General features: G+C 63.3%; 12 protein-coding genes. 4 read left to right on the forward strand and 8 right to left on the reverse strand.

What is annotated here, in order from left to right:
• Window positions 1-1,281, reverse strand: a complete 1,281-nt coding sequence (locus NLY43_RS30675) for an acetylornithine deacetylase/succinyl-diaminopimelate desuccinylase family protein (protein ID WP_023710753.1) — start codon at window positions 1,279-1,281, stop codon at window positions 1-3.
• A 222-nt stretch (window positions 1,282-1,503) separates the two neighbouring features.
• Here NLY43_RS30675 and NLY43_RS30680 point away from each other — a divergent pair, with 222 nt between their 5' ends.
• A complete protein-coding gene (locus NLY43_RS30680; protein WP_023681747.1) occupies window positions 1,504-1,935 on the forward strand; it encodes a L,D-transpeptidase in 432 nt (143 codons plus the stop codon).
• 13 nt (window positions 1,936-1,948) lie between these two features.
• Here NLY43_RS30680 and NLY43_RS30685 read toward each other — a convergent pair whose 3' ends face one another.
• From NLY43_RS30685 to NLY43_RS30715, 7 genes are all read right to left on the reverse strand, one after another.
• The gene (locus NLY43_RS30685; protein ID WP_031199104.1) at window positions 1,949-2,956 is read right to left on the reverse strand and encodes a lipid A biosynthesis lauroyl acyltransferase; all 1,008 of its coding nucleotides are present in this window, start codon (window positions 2,954-2,956) and stop codon (window positions 1,949-1,951) included.
• Window positions 2,957-2,960: 4 nt separating this feature from the next.
• On the reverse strand, window positions 2,961-3,989 hold the full coding sequence (locus NLY43_RS30690) for a zinc-binding dehydrogenase (RefSeq protein ID WP_023710751.1): 1,029 nt from the start codon (window positions 3,987-3,989) through the stop codon (window positions 2,961-2,963).
• Between the two features lie 36 nt (window positions 3,990-4,025).
• Window positions 4,026-5,297: a beta-ketoacyl-ACP synthase gene (locus NLY43_RS30695; protein ID WP_023696480.1), complete on the reverse strand. Its 1,272-nt coding sequence runs from the start codon at window positions 5,295-5,297 to the stop codon at window positions 4,026-4,028.
• Between the two features lie 42 nt (window positions 5,298-5,339).
• Complete coding sequence (locus tag NLY43_RS30700; RefSeq protein WP_023696481.1) at window positions 5,340-6,533, reverse strand: beta-ketoacyl-ACP synthase; 1,194 nt, start codon at window positions 6,531-6,533, stop codon at window positions 5,340-5,342.
• A gap of 55 nt (window positions 6,534-6,588) precedes the next feature.
• Window positions 6,589-6,870 carry an acyl carrier protein gene (locus NLY43_RS30705; RefSeq protein ID WP_010909964.1) on the reverse strand — a complete coding sequence of 94 codons (282 nt, stop codon included), beginning with the start codon at window positions 6,868-6,870 and terminating at the stop codon, window positions 6,589-6,591.
• Window positions 6,871-7,079: 209 nt separating this feature from the next.
• Window positions 7,080-7,628: a histidine phosphatase family protein gene (locus NLY43_RS30710; RefSeq protein WP_023670442.1), complete on the reverse strand. Its 549-nt coding sequence runs from the start codon at window positions 7,626-7,628 to the stop codon at window positions 7,080-7,082.
• 98 nt (window positions 7,629-7,726) lie between these two features.
• The gene (locus tag NLY43_RS30715; RefSeq protein WP_023710750.1) at window positions 7,727-10,777 is read right to left on the reverse strand and encodes a caspase family protein; all 3,051 of its coding nucleotides are present in this window, start codon (window positions 10,775-10,777) and stop codon (window positions 7,727-7,729) included.
• Window positions 10,778-10,922: 145 nt separating this feature from the next.
• Here NLY43_RS30715 and NLY43_RS30720 point away from each other — a divergent pair, with 145 nt between their 5' ends.
• The 3 genes from NLY43_RS30720 (at window position 10,923) to NLY43_RS30730 (ending at window position 14,798) form a co-directional block, all read left to right on the forward strand.
• The gene (locus NLY43_RS30720) at window positions 10,923-11,873 is read left to right on the forward strand and encodes an AEC family transporter (RefSeq protein ID WP_023681741.1); all 951 of its coding nucleotides are present in this window, start codon (window positions 10,923-10,925) and stop codon (window positions 11,871-11,873) included.
• A gap of 251 nt (window positions 11,874-12,124) precedes the next feature.
• A complete protein-coding gene (locus tag NLY43_RS30725; RefSeq protein WP_023670445.1) occupies window positions 12,125-13,582 on the forward strand; it encodes an NAD-dependent succinate-semialdehyde dehydrogenase in 1,458 nt (485 codons plus the stop codon).
• A 190-nt stretch (window positions 13,583-13,772) separates the two neighbouring features.
• Complete coding sequence (locus NLY43_RS30730; RefSeq protein ID WP_023710749.1) at window positions 13,773-14,798, forward strand: aldose epimerase family protein; 1,026 nt, start codon at window positions 13,773-13,775, stop codon at window positions 14,796-14,798.
• Window positions 14,799-14,800 lie beyond the last annotated feature (2 nt).

Raw genomic sequence — 14,800 nt, forward strand, 5'->3', positions numbered from 1 at the left:
TCAGTCCGCGGCCGTGCCCCTAAGCAGCACATTCAGCCCGATCGCCATCACCTTGGCCGACTCCACCATATCAGAGATACCGACCCATTCGTCGGGCCGGTGGGCGAGGTCCAAAATGCCCGGGCCATAGGCGATGCAATCATAGATGTGGCCGATGCGGGCGATGTGCTTCTGGTCGTAAGTGCCTGGTGAAATGACATAATCCGGCTCACGGTCGAAGATCGCCATGATGCCTTGCGCCACCGCCTTGACCACCGGCGCGTCGCGCTCGGTCATCAGCGGCAGCACCTCCATCAGGTCGCGAATCTCGTAGTCGAACTTTTTGCGCTCGCGCTTCAGCCGGTCGAGGATATCGGTCACCTCGCTCTTGACCGTGGCAAGGTCCTCCTCGAGCAGGAAGCGGCGGTCGATGGTCAGCCGGCAGGCGTCGGGCACGTTGGGTGAGGGCAGGCCGGGGCGGAAATCCTCGGTCTGGCCGCCATGGATCGAGTTGATGTTCATGGTCGAGCGCTTTGCGCCTTGGGGCACGACAGGCATGCGCGTCACCTTGCGGTCGAGCGCCGGAAACAGTTCATCCTCGAAGGCCTGCAGCACGGCGCCCATGTGGCGCACCGCATTGTCGCCGAGGAACGGCATCGAGCCATGCGCGATCTCGCCCTTGGTCTCGATCTCCGCCCACCAGACGCCGCGATGGCCAAGACAGATGCGGTCCTTGTTCAGCGGCTCCGGGATGATGACGTGGTCGACCTTGGGTTTCGAGAAATAGCCAAGCTTCGCCAGATGGGCGACGCCGCCGAAGCCGCCGGACTCCTCATCGACCGTGCCCGAAATTTCGATGGCGCCGGGAAAGTCGGGGAATACCTCCATGAAGGCTTCCGCCGCGATGATCGAGGCGGCCATGCCCCCTTTCATGTCGCAGGCGCCGCGGCCGTAGACCTTGCCGTCCTTCACCACCCCGGCAAAGGGATCGACGCTCCAGCCTTCGCCGGCTTCGACCACATCGATGTGCGAGTTGAAATGGACACAGGCTCCAGGCGAGCGGCCGTCGAAGCGGGCGACGACATTGACGCGGGGATAGCGGTCGGTGTCGCCGGGCGTGCCTGCGGCGCGGATGAATTCGGTTTCGAAGCCAAGCCTGCCTAGGCGCACACCGATATATTCGGCGCAGGGGCGATAGGCTTCGCCAGGCGGGTTGATGGTCGGGAAGCGGATCAGGTCGGCGGTCAGTGCGACCAGGTCATCAACACGGGCGTCTATCGCTTTGAAGAGTCGTTTGTTCATTCCCGGATTTGAGCAGGCAAGGGGGTGGTTTTGCAAGCATCGCGCCACTGGCGCCGAAACTTCGTGTCGCAGCGGCAACTATGGCGGAAAATCGTTCAAATTCGCTGCTTTAGATTGGCGAATTTATCAAGGAGTGTGTGTTAGATCACTCACCTGTCGTTAAAAAGATGAAAAACCGCGTGATGACAGGGCAGGCAAGGGGCATCAAAGGGGTTTGATCTCATGACTAAAATCGTTCTCATGGCAGCTGCTTTTGCTGCGATGCTGTTCGGCACGTCCATCGAAAGCAGGGCTGCCTCGCTGGTGGCCAGCATCGACGTCTCGTCGCAGACCATGACCGTCAGCCAATACGGCCAGGTGCTTTATCGCTGGAGCGTGTCGACCGCGCGCAGCGGCTATTTCACGCCGCGCGGCACCTATCGGCCGCAACGCACGGCGCGGATGTGGTATTCGAAAAAATACCACATGTCGCCAATGCCTTACTCGGTGTTCTTCCATGGCGGCTACGCTATCCACGGCACCGGCGCGGTCAGGCAGCTAGGGCGTCCGGCATCGCATGGCTGCGTGCGGCTGCACACCGCCAATGCCGCGATGTTCTATGCGATGGTGCGCGAAGTCGGCTTCGGCAATACGCGGATCGTTGTGACGAACTGAGGCTTTCGACGACTTAAGATTGACGCTGCCCCTGGCCGGTGGCGTTGGCCTGTCCGCGCCGGCGGCGACGCCGGCCTGAGATTTCCCACCTTTTGTGGAACCACATCCACTGTCCCGGATCTTCGCGCACCCAGCGCTCGACCACGTCGGCGAGCAGTTGGGTGGTGGCCGCGACATCGACGCTGCCGCTTTCATTGCGCGGCAAGGTCAGCTTGTCCTCGACCTCGAGGCGGAAGCGGTTGCCTGGCAGCCGCACACATCGCGCCGGATAGACGTCGCAATCATAGTGACGGGCGAGCATGCCCAGAACCGGATTGCTCTGGCATGGGCGATTAAAGAAGATCGTCTCCAGTCCGCTGGAGAATTTCTGGTCGACCAAAACGCCGATATTGCCGCCTTTCTCCAGAATCGACGCCAACGCGAAGGAGGCGCCGGTCGAAGACGGCAGCAAGGCGCCCATGCTCGAACGCCGCGTCGAATGGATATAATCGGCGAGGTAAGGATTGTTCGGCGGACGAAACAGCGCCGTGATCTTCATGCCGAACGTCGCGGCAGCCACCGGCAGCAATTCAAAATTGCCGAGATGGCCGGTGAACAGGATATGCGGTTTGTCCTCGCCAGCTATCTGATGGAAATGGTCGGCGCCACCGACTTCGACGCGGCCGGGCGTCGCTGCGTTCGGATCATAGTCGAAGAGCGCGTCAAGAAAGATGTATTCGGCGGCGAGCCGGGCCATGTTGCCCCACATGTCGGAGGCGATGGCCTCGATCTCGACATCGCTCTTTTCGGGATAGGCAAGGCGCAGATTGTCGATGGCGACGCGGTGGCGCCCGACACGGGGGCCGATGCGGCGGGCCGCGCGGTCGGCGAAATTGAGCGCCTTGTCGGCGGGCAAGAGGCGCAGCAGCGAGATGATCGTCATCGCCGCGCGCGCCACCAGCCAGTGCTCCATCTGGCGCAGTCTTCGGCCATAGCGGAACATGAAGTCCCGGCGGGCTTTCTTGAACACCGAGCCGGCCATTGTCCTAGGAAACGCGCAGGATGATCTTGCCGAACACGTCGCGGCCTTCCATGCGCTTCAACGCGGCGTCGATGCCGTCGAAGCCGACCTCGGTGTCGATGACAGGTGCGACCTGTCCCGCCGCCATCTTCTGCATGGCGTTGGCCATGTTCTCCATGCGGCAGCCGAAGGACCCAAGCAGCTTCAGCTGCTGCTGGAACAGCTGCATCAGATTGATCTGCGTCGACACGCCGGAGGTCGAGCCGCAGGTGACCAGGCGGCCGCCACGCTTGAGGCACAGCATCGAGGCGGCAAAGGTGTCGGCGCCGACATGTTCGAAGACGACGTCGACGCCCTTCTTCCTGGTGAGCTTGCGCACGACGCCTTCGAAACGGTCGTCGCGGTAGTTGATGATATGGTCGGCGCCGAGCGCCTTGGCCTTGTCGATCTTGTCGTTGGAGCCGACCGTGGTGATGATGGAGCAACCCATGCGCTTGGCCAGCTGGATCGCCGCCGAGCCGATGCCGGAGCCCCCGGCATGGATGAGGATGGTTTCGCCGGGCTGCAGCTTGGCATTGTCGAACAGCATGTGCTCGACGGTGCCGAAGGTGACGGGGGCGACGGCAGCGCCGACATCGGTCATGCCTGGAGGGGCCGGGACCAGCAGGCGCGCCGGCAGGTTGATCTTCTCCTGCGCAAAGCCGTCGAGATGGAAGCCGTGGACGCCCGAGACATGTTCGCAGAGATTGTCACGGCCTTCGCGGCAGGCGCGGCAAAGGCCGCAGGTGCGCGCGCCGTAGATCGACACCAATTGTCCGGGCAGCAGGCTGGAGACGCCGGGGCCGACAGCTTCGACCTCGCCGGAGGCTTCGGCGCCGACGACCAGCGGCAGCTTACGCTTGGCGAAGGCCATGCCACGCCAGCCCCAGACGTCGATATGGTTCAGCGCCACCGCCTTGATGCGCAGCGTGACTTCGCCCAATGTGGGGGGCGGCGGGGGCGGCAGGTCCACCGTTTCAAGACGGCGGTCCTCGATAAGTTGCAGTGCGCGCATGGAGCCTGTCAGTTCAGTCTGGCTGAAAAAGGTCGCTTAGACCGGTTCCCGCGCCATGACAAGGCAAGTGTTCTGGCCGCCGAAGCCGAACGAGTTCGACAGCACCGTGCCGACTTCGGCATTGCGCTTCTTGTTGGGCACCACGTCGAGCACGATTGCCGGGTCGGGATTGTCGTAGTTGATGGTCGGCGGAATGACGCTTTCGCGCATGGTCATCAGCGAAAACGCCGCTTCGACGGCGCCGGCCGCCGACAGCGTGTGGCCGATCATCGACTTGTTGGACGAGACCGGCATCGAGCCGATGCGATCGCCGAACACGGTCGACAGCGACAGATGCTCCATCTTGTCGTTTTCCGGTGTCGAGGTGCCGTGAGCGTTGACGTAGTCGATCTCGTCCTTGCTCAAGCCGGCATCGGCAAGGGCGGCGCGGACTGCTGCGATCGCCGGCGAACCGTCGGGCTTGGAACGGGTGCGATGGAAATCGTCGGCCTTTTCACCGCAGCCGCGCAGGATGCCGAGAACGCTGGCGCCCCGAGCAAGGGCTGCCTCAAGCGATTCCAGCACCAGAGCGCCGGAGCCTTCGGCCAGCACAAAGCCGTCGCGGTCCTTGGAGAAGGGTTTTGACGCCTTTTCAGGGATGTCATTGTGGGTCGACAGCGCCGAGAGCAGCGAAAAGCGGATCAGCGCCTCGGCGGTTGCCGAACCGTCGGCGCCGATCGACAGCGCCCGGTCGCATTCGCCGCGGCGGATCGCTTCGACGCCGAGCTGGATGGCGGTGGCGCCCGAAGCGCAGGCCGTCGACAGCGTGATCGGCAGGCCGCGCGTGCCAAAGCGGTCGGCCAGCCGGTCGGCGATCGCGCCGAACTGCGTGCTTGCGAACGTATCTGTTTCCTTCAGCCCGCGCGCCACCCTGAGCAGCCTTTCGGCGCCGGCGCCTTTGCCGTCGGAATTGTAGAGCGCGAAGCGATCCTGCCAGTCGAGTTCGACCGGCGGCGAGGCGAGGAACAGAGGCCCGCCAAAATCAGAGGAATCGAGGCCGGATTCGGCCACCGCCTCATTCGCGGCGGTTTCGGCCAGTTCGTAGGTCAGCAGGCTGGCGCCTTTCGAGCTTGAGTCGAGGAAATCGACCATGCCGGAGATGCGGGTGTTGAGGTGGTCGACGGGAAAGCGGGTGATCGGGTGGATGCCCGATTTGCCGGAGGTCAGTGCCGCCCAGTTATCGGCCTTGCCGATGCCGAGCGACGTTACCACGCCGATGCCGGTGACGGCGACGATCGGCCTGCCCATGTGATCTCTGAGATTGGCCATCCGGAACCTCTTAACTTTGCAGCATGATCGCGCAGCGCTGCTTCAAGCAGCAGCGTTGACCAGAGCCATGCCCTCGAATTGGTGATAGCCGATCGCCGTTGCGATCACGGTTTCGGGAATGCCTTCGAACGGCTTCTCGGCCGCGGCGTCGAAAACGGGGTAGGCGGCCTTGCGGTCGACGGCCAGGGCGGCGAGGGCGACCGCGAATGGAAACTGCGCTTCCTTCATATGCCCGGTCAGCGTCGCGAAGCCGCGCGCCGATATCGCCGGATTGGCATCCAGCGCTGCCTTTTCGGCTGACGTTGCGGTATGCGCCCCGGATGCGCCCGACAGGGCCAGCAACTTGCCGTTCGGGAGAGCCGCCTGTTTGAGCAATGCCGCGATCTCGGCGTCAAGCTCGCCGCGCGAGCGCCGGGCGCGGCCTGAGATGACCGGTCCGAGCTCGGCATAGATTTTCCGCCCACGGCTTTGCGCGTGTTCGCGCTGCTCCAGCACCAGGAAGGCGCCACCGGAGCCGGAGACCAGGCCGCCGCCCTCGGCGCCCTGTCTCTGCCAGACCGGCTTCCATGGGCCGCGATGCAGATAACCGGCCAGCTCATAGCCGAGCAGCATGTCGGAATGTTCGGTCTGGAAGGCGCCGCCGACCAGTATGTGCGTCGACTGTCCGGAGCGGATGCGCGCGGCGGCGGTCTCGACGGCGGCGACGCCAGCACCTTCCTCGCCCATGAAGGTCCTCGACGACCCCGTCACCTTGTGGACGATGGAGATGTTGCCGGCGAGCAAATTGGAGAGCTGGGCCAGGAAAAGCGTCGGCCGCAATTCGGTGGTCAGTTTCTCGTTGAGCAGCACGTCGCGGTCGTTGCGGCTCTCGGACGCGGCGAGGATGGCGGCATCGACCGCCTCGTCCCGCTCGCCGCCGCCGGCGGCCACCACCATGTCCATCGTCGTGCAGAGATCGTCATTGCCCTTGATGCCGGCGTCGTCCAGCGCCATGCCGGCGGCATAGGTGCCCAGCCTCTGCCAGGTTTCCATCTGCCGCTGGTCGCCGCGCTTGGCGATCTGCAGGTTCCAGTCGATCTCCGGCAGGGGATGCACGGTGTAGGGCGCAAAGCGCGCGGCTTCGAGCACCGGCTGCAAGCCGGGCTGCGCCAGCTTCTGCCAGTGGGTATCCGGACCCTCTCCCAGCGAGGAGACAAGGCCGATACCGGTGATGACGACGTCGCGACGGCTGCTCATGAGCGGCTTTGTGGGTCAGGCGGCGCAGCCCGTCAAGGCCGCGCGCCAGCCGATATCAGGCGGTCTTGGCGGCGACCAGCGCGTCGATCTTGGCGCACAGGTTCTTCATGACGAAGTAATCGTCGGTCGAAGCCTTGCCGTCATTGACTTCCTGGGTCCACTTTTCCAGCGGCACCTTGATGCCGAATTCCTTGTCGATGGCAAAGACGATATCAAGGAAATCGAGACTGTCGATGCCGAGATCGTCGATCGTGTGGCTCTCGGGAGTGATGGTGTCGATATCGATCTCGCTGGTGTCGGCAATGATCTTGGCGACTTTGTCGAACGTGGTGGACAAGGGCTCTTCCTTCGGTTGCGGGCGGAATCTGTCCGCATCTGGTTTGGGCGCTGTCTAATCGGTTTTTCCCGGCAGGAAAAGGCCTGATGCGCCGGGCGCAGATGGGATGGCCCTTCCGTGAAGACAAGAAGGGCAGCCCGACAAGCCGGCGGCCCTCCCAGTTGACGTTACGTCAGCTCAGTTTTCGCGGAGCTTGACCACTGGCTTTCTCAGAACGTGACGCGGCCGAGCACGCGCAAGCCATCGCCCTGCGGCTCGACCACCACCGCTTCGCCCTCGCGCGGCGAGACGCCGGTCAGCGCGACGATGTTTTCGAGATGCGTGACCATGACCAGATTGTCGGAACCGGTGTAGGCGCGGATTTCCTTCATCACCGCGTCGAGCTGCGCGGCCTTCTCGGTCGGATCGCTCCTCAGGAGGTCTAGCGGCGCAAAGAGCTCCGGCTCCGCCTCGAAGGCGATGCGGGCAGTGTCGAGGCAGCGGCAATAGCGGCTGGACAGCACCCGCTCGATGGGGGCGGCGCGGGCGCCGAACAAGGCGCCGATCTTGCTCGCCTGCTGCTTGCCGCGCGCCGATAGGTTGACCTGGGTGGCGCAGTTGTCGATGACGAAATTGGCGGGGTCGGTGGTGCCGGTGACCAGTGCATGGCGAAGCAGCACGACATGGCCGCCGTCACGCAGCAGCGCCCAGCCGGCGTCGGTCGCGTGGGCGACGGCGGGAACAGCAAGCAGGAACAGCGACAGCACAAACCGAATCATCGAAACCTTTCCGGGAGCCGGATGCCGCTCCGGTCATTCTGATATAGGGATCGGAAAGCCGGCACAAAGACAAGCGAAAGGCGAACCCTCGGTTCGCTTCACATTTTCGCCATTTGCTTCTTCGCCAGCTCGATCTTCTGATCGGTGAGCGGGATAGGGATCGTGTAGCCGGCTTCGGTGAAGCCCTGCTTGGCGTTCTCGAAGAATTCGATCGCCTTGAGATATTCCGGCTTGCCCGCGCCATAGCTGGCGCGGTTCCAGTGGACGTCGCCGATATTGTTCTGCTCGAAGGCCCACTGCAGCGGCTGACTTTCGCGCGTAAACACCTTCAGCGCCGCCGTGAACGCCGCTTCGGCGTCGTTGAGATATTTGTCGGTCCGCTGGAGATTGCCGAGATTGAGCAGGCTCATACCGATGCCATTTTGAGCGTTGGCCCAGTCGACCGGCGCGGCCTCGATGGTGAGTATTTCGAGCGCTGCCCGCCGCGCCGCAATCGAATCCTGCAGCGTCTTGGCATCGCCATTGCTCATGCTCAACCAGTGCAGCGTCGAGCCCAGGCCGGTCTGGGCCATTGCCCATTGCCGCGGGTTGGTCTCGCGCTTGTACTCGCGCAACGCATTGCCGTAGGCGTCGACCGCCTCGCTGTAATGCTCGGGCTTGTCGGTGACGCCGCCGAGAAGCTGCAGCGTGTTGCCGAGATTGTAGTAGCTCATCGCCCAGTCCTGCGGGAACTTCCGCCTGACATAGACCTGCCGTGCCGCCTGGAAGGCTGCCGCCGACTGTTCCAGCTTGGCCGCATCACGCGTGCGCTGGCCCAGCGTCTGATAGATCGAGCCGAGATTGTTCTGGGCTGACGCCCAGTCCATCGGGAAGCGCTTGCGGGTAAACACCGTCAGAGCGTCGTCATAGGCAGCAGCAGCTTCCTCGAGCGTAGCCGTGCCCATATCGAAGCGGGCGATACCGCTCAGCGCATTGCCCAGGTTGAGGCGGCTGGTCGCCCAGGACACCGGGAAAGTTTCGCGGGTTCGCACTTCCAGCGCGGCGCGAAACGCGTCGGCCGCCTCGTTGATCTTCGCCTTGTCGTTGAGCTGGATGCCAAGCGTTACAAGCGTGTTGCCGAGATTGTTCTCGACCATCGCCCATTCCACGGGTGCTTTCTCGCGTGTGTATTCCTCAAGCGCCAGCCGGTAGGCTGCTTCCGCCTGGGTGAGATGCTCGCCGGCAGGCTCACGCTCGGAGAGTGCATAGAGCGCGAGGCCTAGATTGTTCTGCGAACCGGCCCAGTCCAACGGCAGCTTGTCGCGCGGACGCTTCTCAAGGGTGGCGCGCGTCGCCGCCACCGCTTCATTGAGACGCTTCGGGTCGCTCTCGCGTTCGCCGATCTTCAGAAGCACGTTGGCCAGGTTGTTCTGCGCCGCGGCCCAGTTGCGGTCGTCCTTCTCGCGCTCGAACACCACCAGCGAATCGCGGAAAATCACCGCTGCTTCTTCGAGATGCGCAGTCTCGGTTTCGCGCTCTCCAATGGTCTGCAGCACCACCGCCATGTTGTTGCGGGTGATTGCCCAGTCGCGATTCTGTTCGCCGTTGGGGATGAAGTTCAAGATGGTGCGATAGGCCTCGATGGAGTGCTGCAGCGCATCGAGGTCGCCGGTGGCGTAGCCATGAGCGTTCAACGCCTCGGCCTCCTGGTTCTTGTAGTTCCAGCGCAGCTTTTCGTCCCACTTCTCGACCAACGAATACGCCTTGGCATAGTCGTTGGCGGCGGATTTGTAGTCGAAGACCAGCGCGGCGGCGTCGGCGCGTTTGGCATAGATGGCGGCGTCGGCGATGCGCTTTTGCCGGAGCAGGTCCTCGGCCTCGTCGACCGCACCGCTGTTTTCCTCGATCCGGCCGACCGCGTCGTCGAGGAATTTGCGCGCCGTCACCATGGCGCCCTGGCCTATGGCCTTGTCGGCGGATGCGACCAGGCGACTGATCTCGGGATCGTCGGTGCGCAGCGCGGCGCGCTCGGCCATCATCTTCTTCAGACGCTCGGCCTGGCTGTCCAGCACCTTCTGCAGGTCGTTGGGATCCTCAGGGATCTTTTCCGTGCCGAGCGCCTTGAGCACGCCGTAGAGCGCGTCAAGGGGCACGCCGTCCTGCAGAGAAGCCAACTCCACCTGAGCCCGTTTGGGATCGGGCAGGTCGGAAATGGTCAGCAGCAATTGCCGCCGCTCACCGGTGATCAGCCCGTCGTCGCCGGTCGGTTCCGGCGGCGCGACGCCGAAATAGAGCAGGCGACGCAGACTCTCGCTGACCCAGGGGCGCTGCTTTGCCTTGGTGTCGAGATAGACCTCCTCGGTGACCATGCGCATGACCGAGCCGAATTCCGTGCCTTTCATCGCGGTGAGGTGGCGCAGCAGGGCGGCGGCGTAGGGGCTGTTTTCGCCGGCGGCGCCATCAAGTGCGGGTCGGCCCGGCTCAGCGGCGAAGCCGACCACGGTTCCCAGGCTGGCATTATCCAATGAGGCATCGGCGAGGGCTTTTGCGCCGCGCACCGGTTCCAGCCCGCCGGCGCCGACAGGCTCGGCGGAAGCCGTCGGCCCGCGTCGCACGACCGCGCCCGGCGGAAACGGGTTGGTGCGGCAGGCGTCAAGCAGCACGATCGTCACCGGCACGGTCTTTTTCAGCTCGTCCATGACGGCTGAAATCGCCACCAGCGCCTCACCGGCATTTTTCAACGAGGAGACGTCGGCATCGACCGGCACCAGATAATTCTCGCCGCCCGCCTCGATGCCGTGGCCGGAATAATAGATGAAGGCGACGTCGGCGCCTTCGGCGTCCTCGACAAACCGATCGAGATCGCGCTTCAGCTTGGCGGCATCGCGATCGGTGACGTTGCGGGCGTCGAAGCCGAGGTCGGTCAGCATCTTGGCCATGTCGCGGGCGTCGTTGGCCGGGTTGGCAAGGGCTGCGATGTGTTCGTATTTCGACTGGCCGATGATCAGCGCCACGCCCCTGAGACTTTTGGTCTCGGCGGCCTGGGCCTCAGATACGCCAAGGCAAAGCAGTATAGCGACGAAACCCGCCAGCCACCCCTGTCTGACCAGCCACACTTGTCCGACCAGCCACCCCTGTCTGAAATGACGCTGTTTCGGCGTCGCAACCATTCGCTGTGTGTCCGCCCTGATGATCCCAAGCCTGTATAGCGCTGCCACCCGACCATGATCAAATTCAGGCGCCGGGCGGATCGAGGATCAGTTTCTGAAGATCATGGCGATTGCGCTGGAATCCGGGCTCGCCTATCCCTGAAAAATGTCTCCGCTCACCGAAACCGTTCTTTTCGTCTTCAGCCTCGTCGCGCTCGGCTATGTCACCGGGCTCACCGGCTATCTGAAACCGGCCAGCGGGGACGGCATCTCCGAATTCGCCATCAACGTGGCGATGCCGCTGCTGCTGTTTCGGACGATGGTGAATTCCGATTTCCACGGCGTGGCGCCCTGGTCGCTGTGGGGTGCTTATTTCGCGGCGGTTGCAATGACATGGGCCGCCGGCCATCTGGTGACGACACGGATCTTTGGGCGGGACGCGCGCACCGGCATCGTCGGTGGAGTGTCGTCATCCTTCTCGAATGTGGTGTTGCTGGGCATTCCCTTCGTTCTCGGCGTATTCGGGTCCAGCGGATTCGAAGTGCTGTCGCTGCTCGTTTCCGTGCATCTGCCGACCATGATGATGGCTTCGATCATCATGTTCGAGATATTTGGCCGCGGCGGCAGCGAGCCCGTACACCCGCTGCGCATCATCCAGAGCTTTCTGAGAAGACTGTTCACCAATCCGTTGATCATCGGCATCCTGGCCGGGCTGGCATGGCGCCTCACCGGCGCGCCGCTGCCGAACCTTGCCATGCGACTGGCCGATGCGCTGGCTAACACCGCCGGGCCGGTGGCGCTGTTCGCTATGGGGCTCAGCCTGCGCCGTTTCGGCATTTCCGGTAACATCCGACCGGCGCTGGCGCTGTCGACGCTGAAACTGTTCCTGATGCCGGCGCTGGTGCTCGGCCTGGTCTGGCTGTTTGGCCTGCCGCCCTTGACGGCCAAAGTGGCGGTCGTGGTGGCGGCGCTGCCGTCCGGCATCAATTCCTATCTCATCGCCGTGCAGTTCAACACCGGCCAGGCGCTGGCGTCGAACCAGATGACCATCGCCACGGCAAGCGCGGTTGTTACAACCGCCTTTTGGCTGACGGTGGTGGTTCATGTCTTTGGGTAGGCTTGGTCTTCTGTAAGGCTGGTCTTTGGCAAGGCTGGTCTTTGGCAAGGCTGCGGCCCAAACTAATTTACATGTGAATTTTCTCTGGCGTTGGGCTGGCCCAAAGCCTATATGCCATCTTGCAATTGCTTGCCGGGCTTGCCCTAGGTAAAGAGCAGTGGCTTCAGCGTGTCGGCTCCGCCGCCATTGTGCACGCTCGTTCAAGAGATCCAGGAAACCGGCCCGTCAGTGCGCCGAACGGAGGCTAGACCATGCTGCAGAAAACCAGCCATTTCATGCGCCAGGCCAATCTCATCAATGGCGAATGGGTGCAGGCCGACAGCGGCCAAACGGTCGACGTCAACAACCCGGCCACCGGTCTCAAGATCGGCACCGTGCCGAAGTCGGGCAAGGCGGAAACCCGCCGCGCCATCGAAGCCGCAAGCGAAGCCTTCAAGACCTGGCGCAAGACGACCGCGCTGGAGCGCTCGAAGCTGTTGCGCAAGCTGCATGACGCGATGATGGATAATCAGGATGTGCTGGCCGAACTGCTCACCATCGAGCAGGGCAAGTCGCTCGCCGAATCCAAGGGCGAGATCGGTTCGGCTGCCGCCTACATCATGTGGTTTGCCGAGGAAGGCCGCCGCACCTATGGCGATGTCGTGCCATCGCCATGGGGCGATCGCCGCATCCTGGTGACCAAGGAGCCGGTCGGCGTCATTGCCGCCATCACGCCGTGGAATTTCCCCTCCTCGATGCTTGCCCGCAAGCTTGGCCCCGCGCTTGCCGCCGGCTGCACCGCCGTGGTCAAGCCGGCCTCGCAGACGCCGTATTCCGGCCTTGCATGGGGCGCGCTCGCCGAGGAAGTCGGCTTCCCAAAGGGCGTCATCAACATCCTGACGGGTGCTGCCGGCGAAATCGGCGACGAGATCTGCGCCAATCCGCTGGTGTCGAAGATCACCTTCACCGGCTCGACCGAGATCGGCAAGCTGCTGATCCAGAAGTCGTCCGTCACCGTCAAGAAGGTCTCGATGGAACTCGGCGGCAATGCGCCGTTCCTGGTCTTCGACGATGCCGACCTCGATCGCGCCGTCGCCGGCGCCATCACCGCCAAATACCGCAATTCAGGCCAGACCTGCGTGTGCACCAACCGCTTCCTGGTGCAGGCCGGCATCTACGACAAGTTTGTCGAGAAGCTGGCCGCTGCCAGCAATGCGCTGAAAGTTGGCTCGGGCCTGGAAGAGGGCGTGCAGCAGGGACCGCTGATCGACGTGAAGGCGGTCGAGAAGGTCGAGGAATTCATCGCCGACGCCACGTCGAAGGGTGGCAAGGTCGTTGCCGGCGGCAAGCGCCACGCGCTTGGCGGCTCATTCTTCCAGCCGACCGTCATCGCCGATGCGAAGCCTGACATGCGCTTCATGAAGGAAGAGATTTTTGGCCCGATCGCCCCGGTGTTCAAGTTCGAGACCGAGGAGGAAGCCATTGCGCTTGCCAACGACACTGAGTTCGGCCTTGCCGCCTATTTCTATACCGGCGATCTCGGCCGCGCCTTCCGGGTCATGGAAGGCCTGAAATACGGCATGGTCGGCGTCAATGAAGGCCTGATCACCACGCCGGAAGCGCCGTTCGGCGGCGTCAAGGAATCGGGCCTCGGCAAGGAAGGCGGACACCAGGGCATCGAGGATTACCTCGACACCAAATATGTCTGCATCGGGGGTCTCGGCCTCTAAATCATTGACGGGGGCAGGCCGCGCGCCTGCCCTTGCCAGACGACATTCAGCCGGACTGGAGCGGTTCAGCGTTTCACGGAATCGCCGAACCGCTCCAGTTCTTTGTTTTTTGCAATTCCGGACGGAAAACCGTTTCACACTTTTCCTGGAATTGCTCTAAGTCGATAGATCGACGAATTAGCATTTGGACATAGCGATGAAGGACGGCGAAGTCTTCGGCACGACGCAGGCAGGCGAACCCGTTCGCCGTTTCACCATCCGGGGCGGCGGCATCAGCGCCAACATCATCGGGCTCGGCGCAATCATCCAGGATCTGCGGCTCGCCGGCCACGATGCGCCGCTGGTGCTGGGCTACGATCGCTTCGAGCCTTACGAGACTGACCGGGCCTTCTTCGGCGCGGTCGTCGGCCGCTATGCCAACCGCATCCGCGACGGCCGCTTCACCATTGCCGGCCAGCGCTACCAGACCGAGCGCAATTTCCTCGGCAAGCACACGCTGCATGGCGGCTCGGAGGGCTTCTTCCACCGGCCGTGGACGGTTTCGCTGCACGGCCGGGATTTTGTCACCCTGACCCTGCACGATCCCGAGGGCACGATGGGCTTTCCCGGCGCGCTCGACGTCACCTGCACCTACCGGCTGAAGATTCCCGGCACGCTCTCGATGGAACTGACCGCCACTTGCGAGGAGCCGACGCTGTGCAATCTGGCGCAGCATTCCTATTTCAATCTCGACGATGGCGGCGCCGGTGACATTCTCGACCACCGGCTGATGCTGAATGCCGGCGCCTATACGCCGGTCGATGGCGAGATGATCCCGACCGGCGTGGTCAAACCTGTCGACGGCACGCCCTTCGACTTCCGCCAGGCGCGGCCGCTGCGCATGGAAACGGAAGGCGAGCAGCTTCCCTACGACGTCAATTTTTGCCTGGCGTCAGCCCGGGGCCCGCTTCACCATGTGGCGTGGGCGCAAGGCGCCAATTCCGGCGTCGAGATGGAGGTCTGGACCACAGAGCCTGGCCTGCAGCTCTACACCGGCCAGTATGTCGCGCCAACCTCGGGCGGCCTGGACGGACGGCGCTACAAGGCGTTTTCCGGCTTTTGCCTGGAAGCGCAGACCTGGCCCGACGCGCCGAACCGGCCTTATTTCCCACAGGCCACGCTGTGGCCGGGCCAGATCTATCATCAGGTGACGGAATATCGTTTCAGGCTTCCCTAAGG

It is taken from the genome of Mesorhizobium sp. C416B (assembly GCF_030323165.1).
Classification (GTDB): Bacteria; Pseudomonadota; Alphaproteobacteria; order Rhizobiales; family Rhizobiaceae; genus Mesorhizobium.

Bases quoted from the DNA above. Each gene is read 5' to 3' on its own strand.
- NLY43_RS30710 (WP_023670442.1), bottom strand. From the start codon at position 7,628: ATGATTCGGTTTGTGCTGTCGCTGTTCCTGCTTGCTGTTCCCGCCGTC.
- NLY43_RS30675 (WP_023710753.1), bottom strand. From the start codon at position 1,281: ATGAACAAACGACTCTTCAAAGCGATAGACGCCCGTGTTGATGACCTG.
- NLY43_RS30690 (WP_023710751.1), bottom strand. From the start codon at position 3,989: ATGCGCGCACTGCAACTTATCGAGGACCGCCGTCTTGAAACGGTGGAC.
- NLY43_RS30720 (WP_023681741.1), top strand. From the start codon at position 10,923: ATGTCTCCGCTCACCGAAACCGTTCTTTTCGTCTTCAGCCTCGTCGCG.
- NLY43_RS30695 (WP_023696480.1), bottom strand. From the start codon at position 5,297: ATGGCCAATCTCAGAGATCACATGGGCAGGCCGATCGTCGCCGTCACC.
- NLY43_RS30725 (WP_023670445.1), top strand. From the start codon at position 12,125: ATGCTGCAGAAAACCAGCCATTTCATGCGCCAGGCCAATCTCATCAAT.
- NLY43_RS30715 (WP_023710750.1), bottom strand. From the start codon at position 10,777: ATGGTTGCGACGCCGAAACAGCGTCATTTCAGACAGGGGTGGCTGGTC.
- NLY43_RS30680 (WP_023681747.1), top strand. From the start codon at position 1,504: ATGACTAAAATCGTTCTCATGGCAGCTGCTTTTGCTGCGATGCTGTTC.
- NLY43_RS30700 (WP_023696481.1), bottom strand. From the start codon at position 6,533: ATGAGCAGCCGTCGCGACGTCGTCATCACCGGTATCGGCCTTGTCTCC.
- NLY43_RS30685 (WP_031199104.1), bottom strand. From the start codon at position 2,956: ATGGCCGGCTCGGTGTTCAAGAAAGCCCGCCGGGACTTCATGTTCCGC.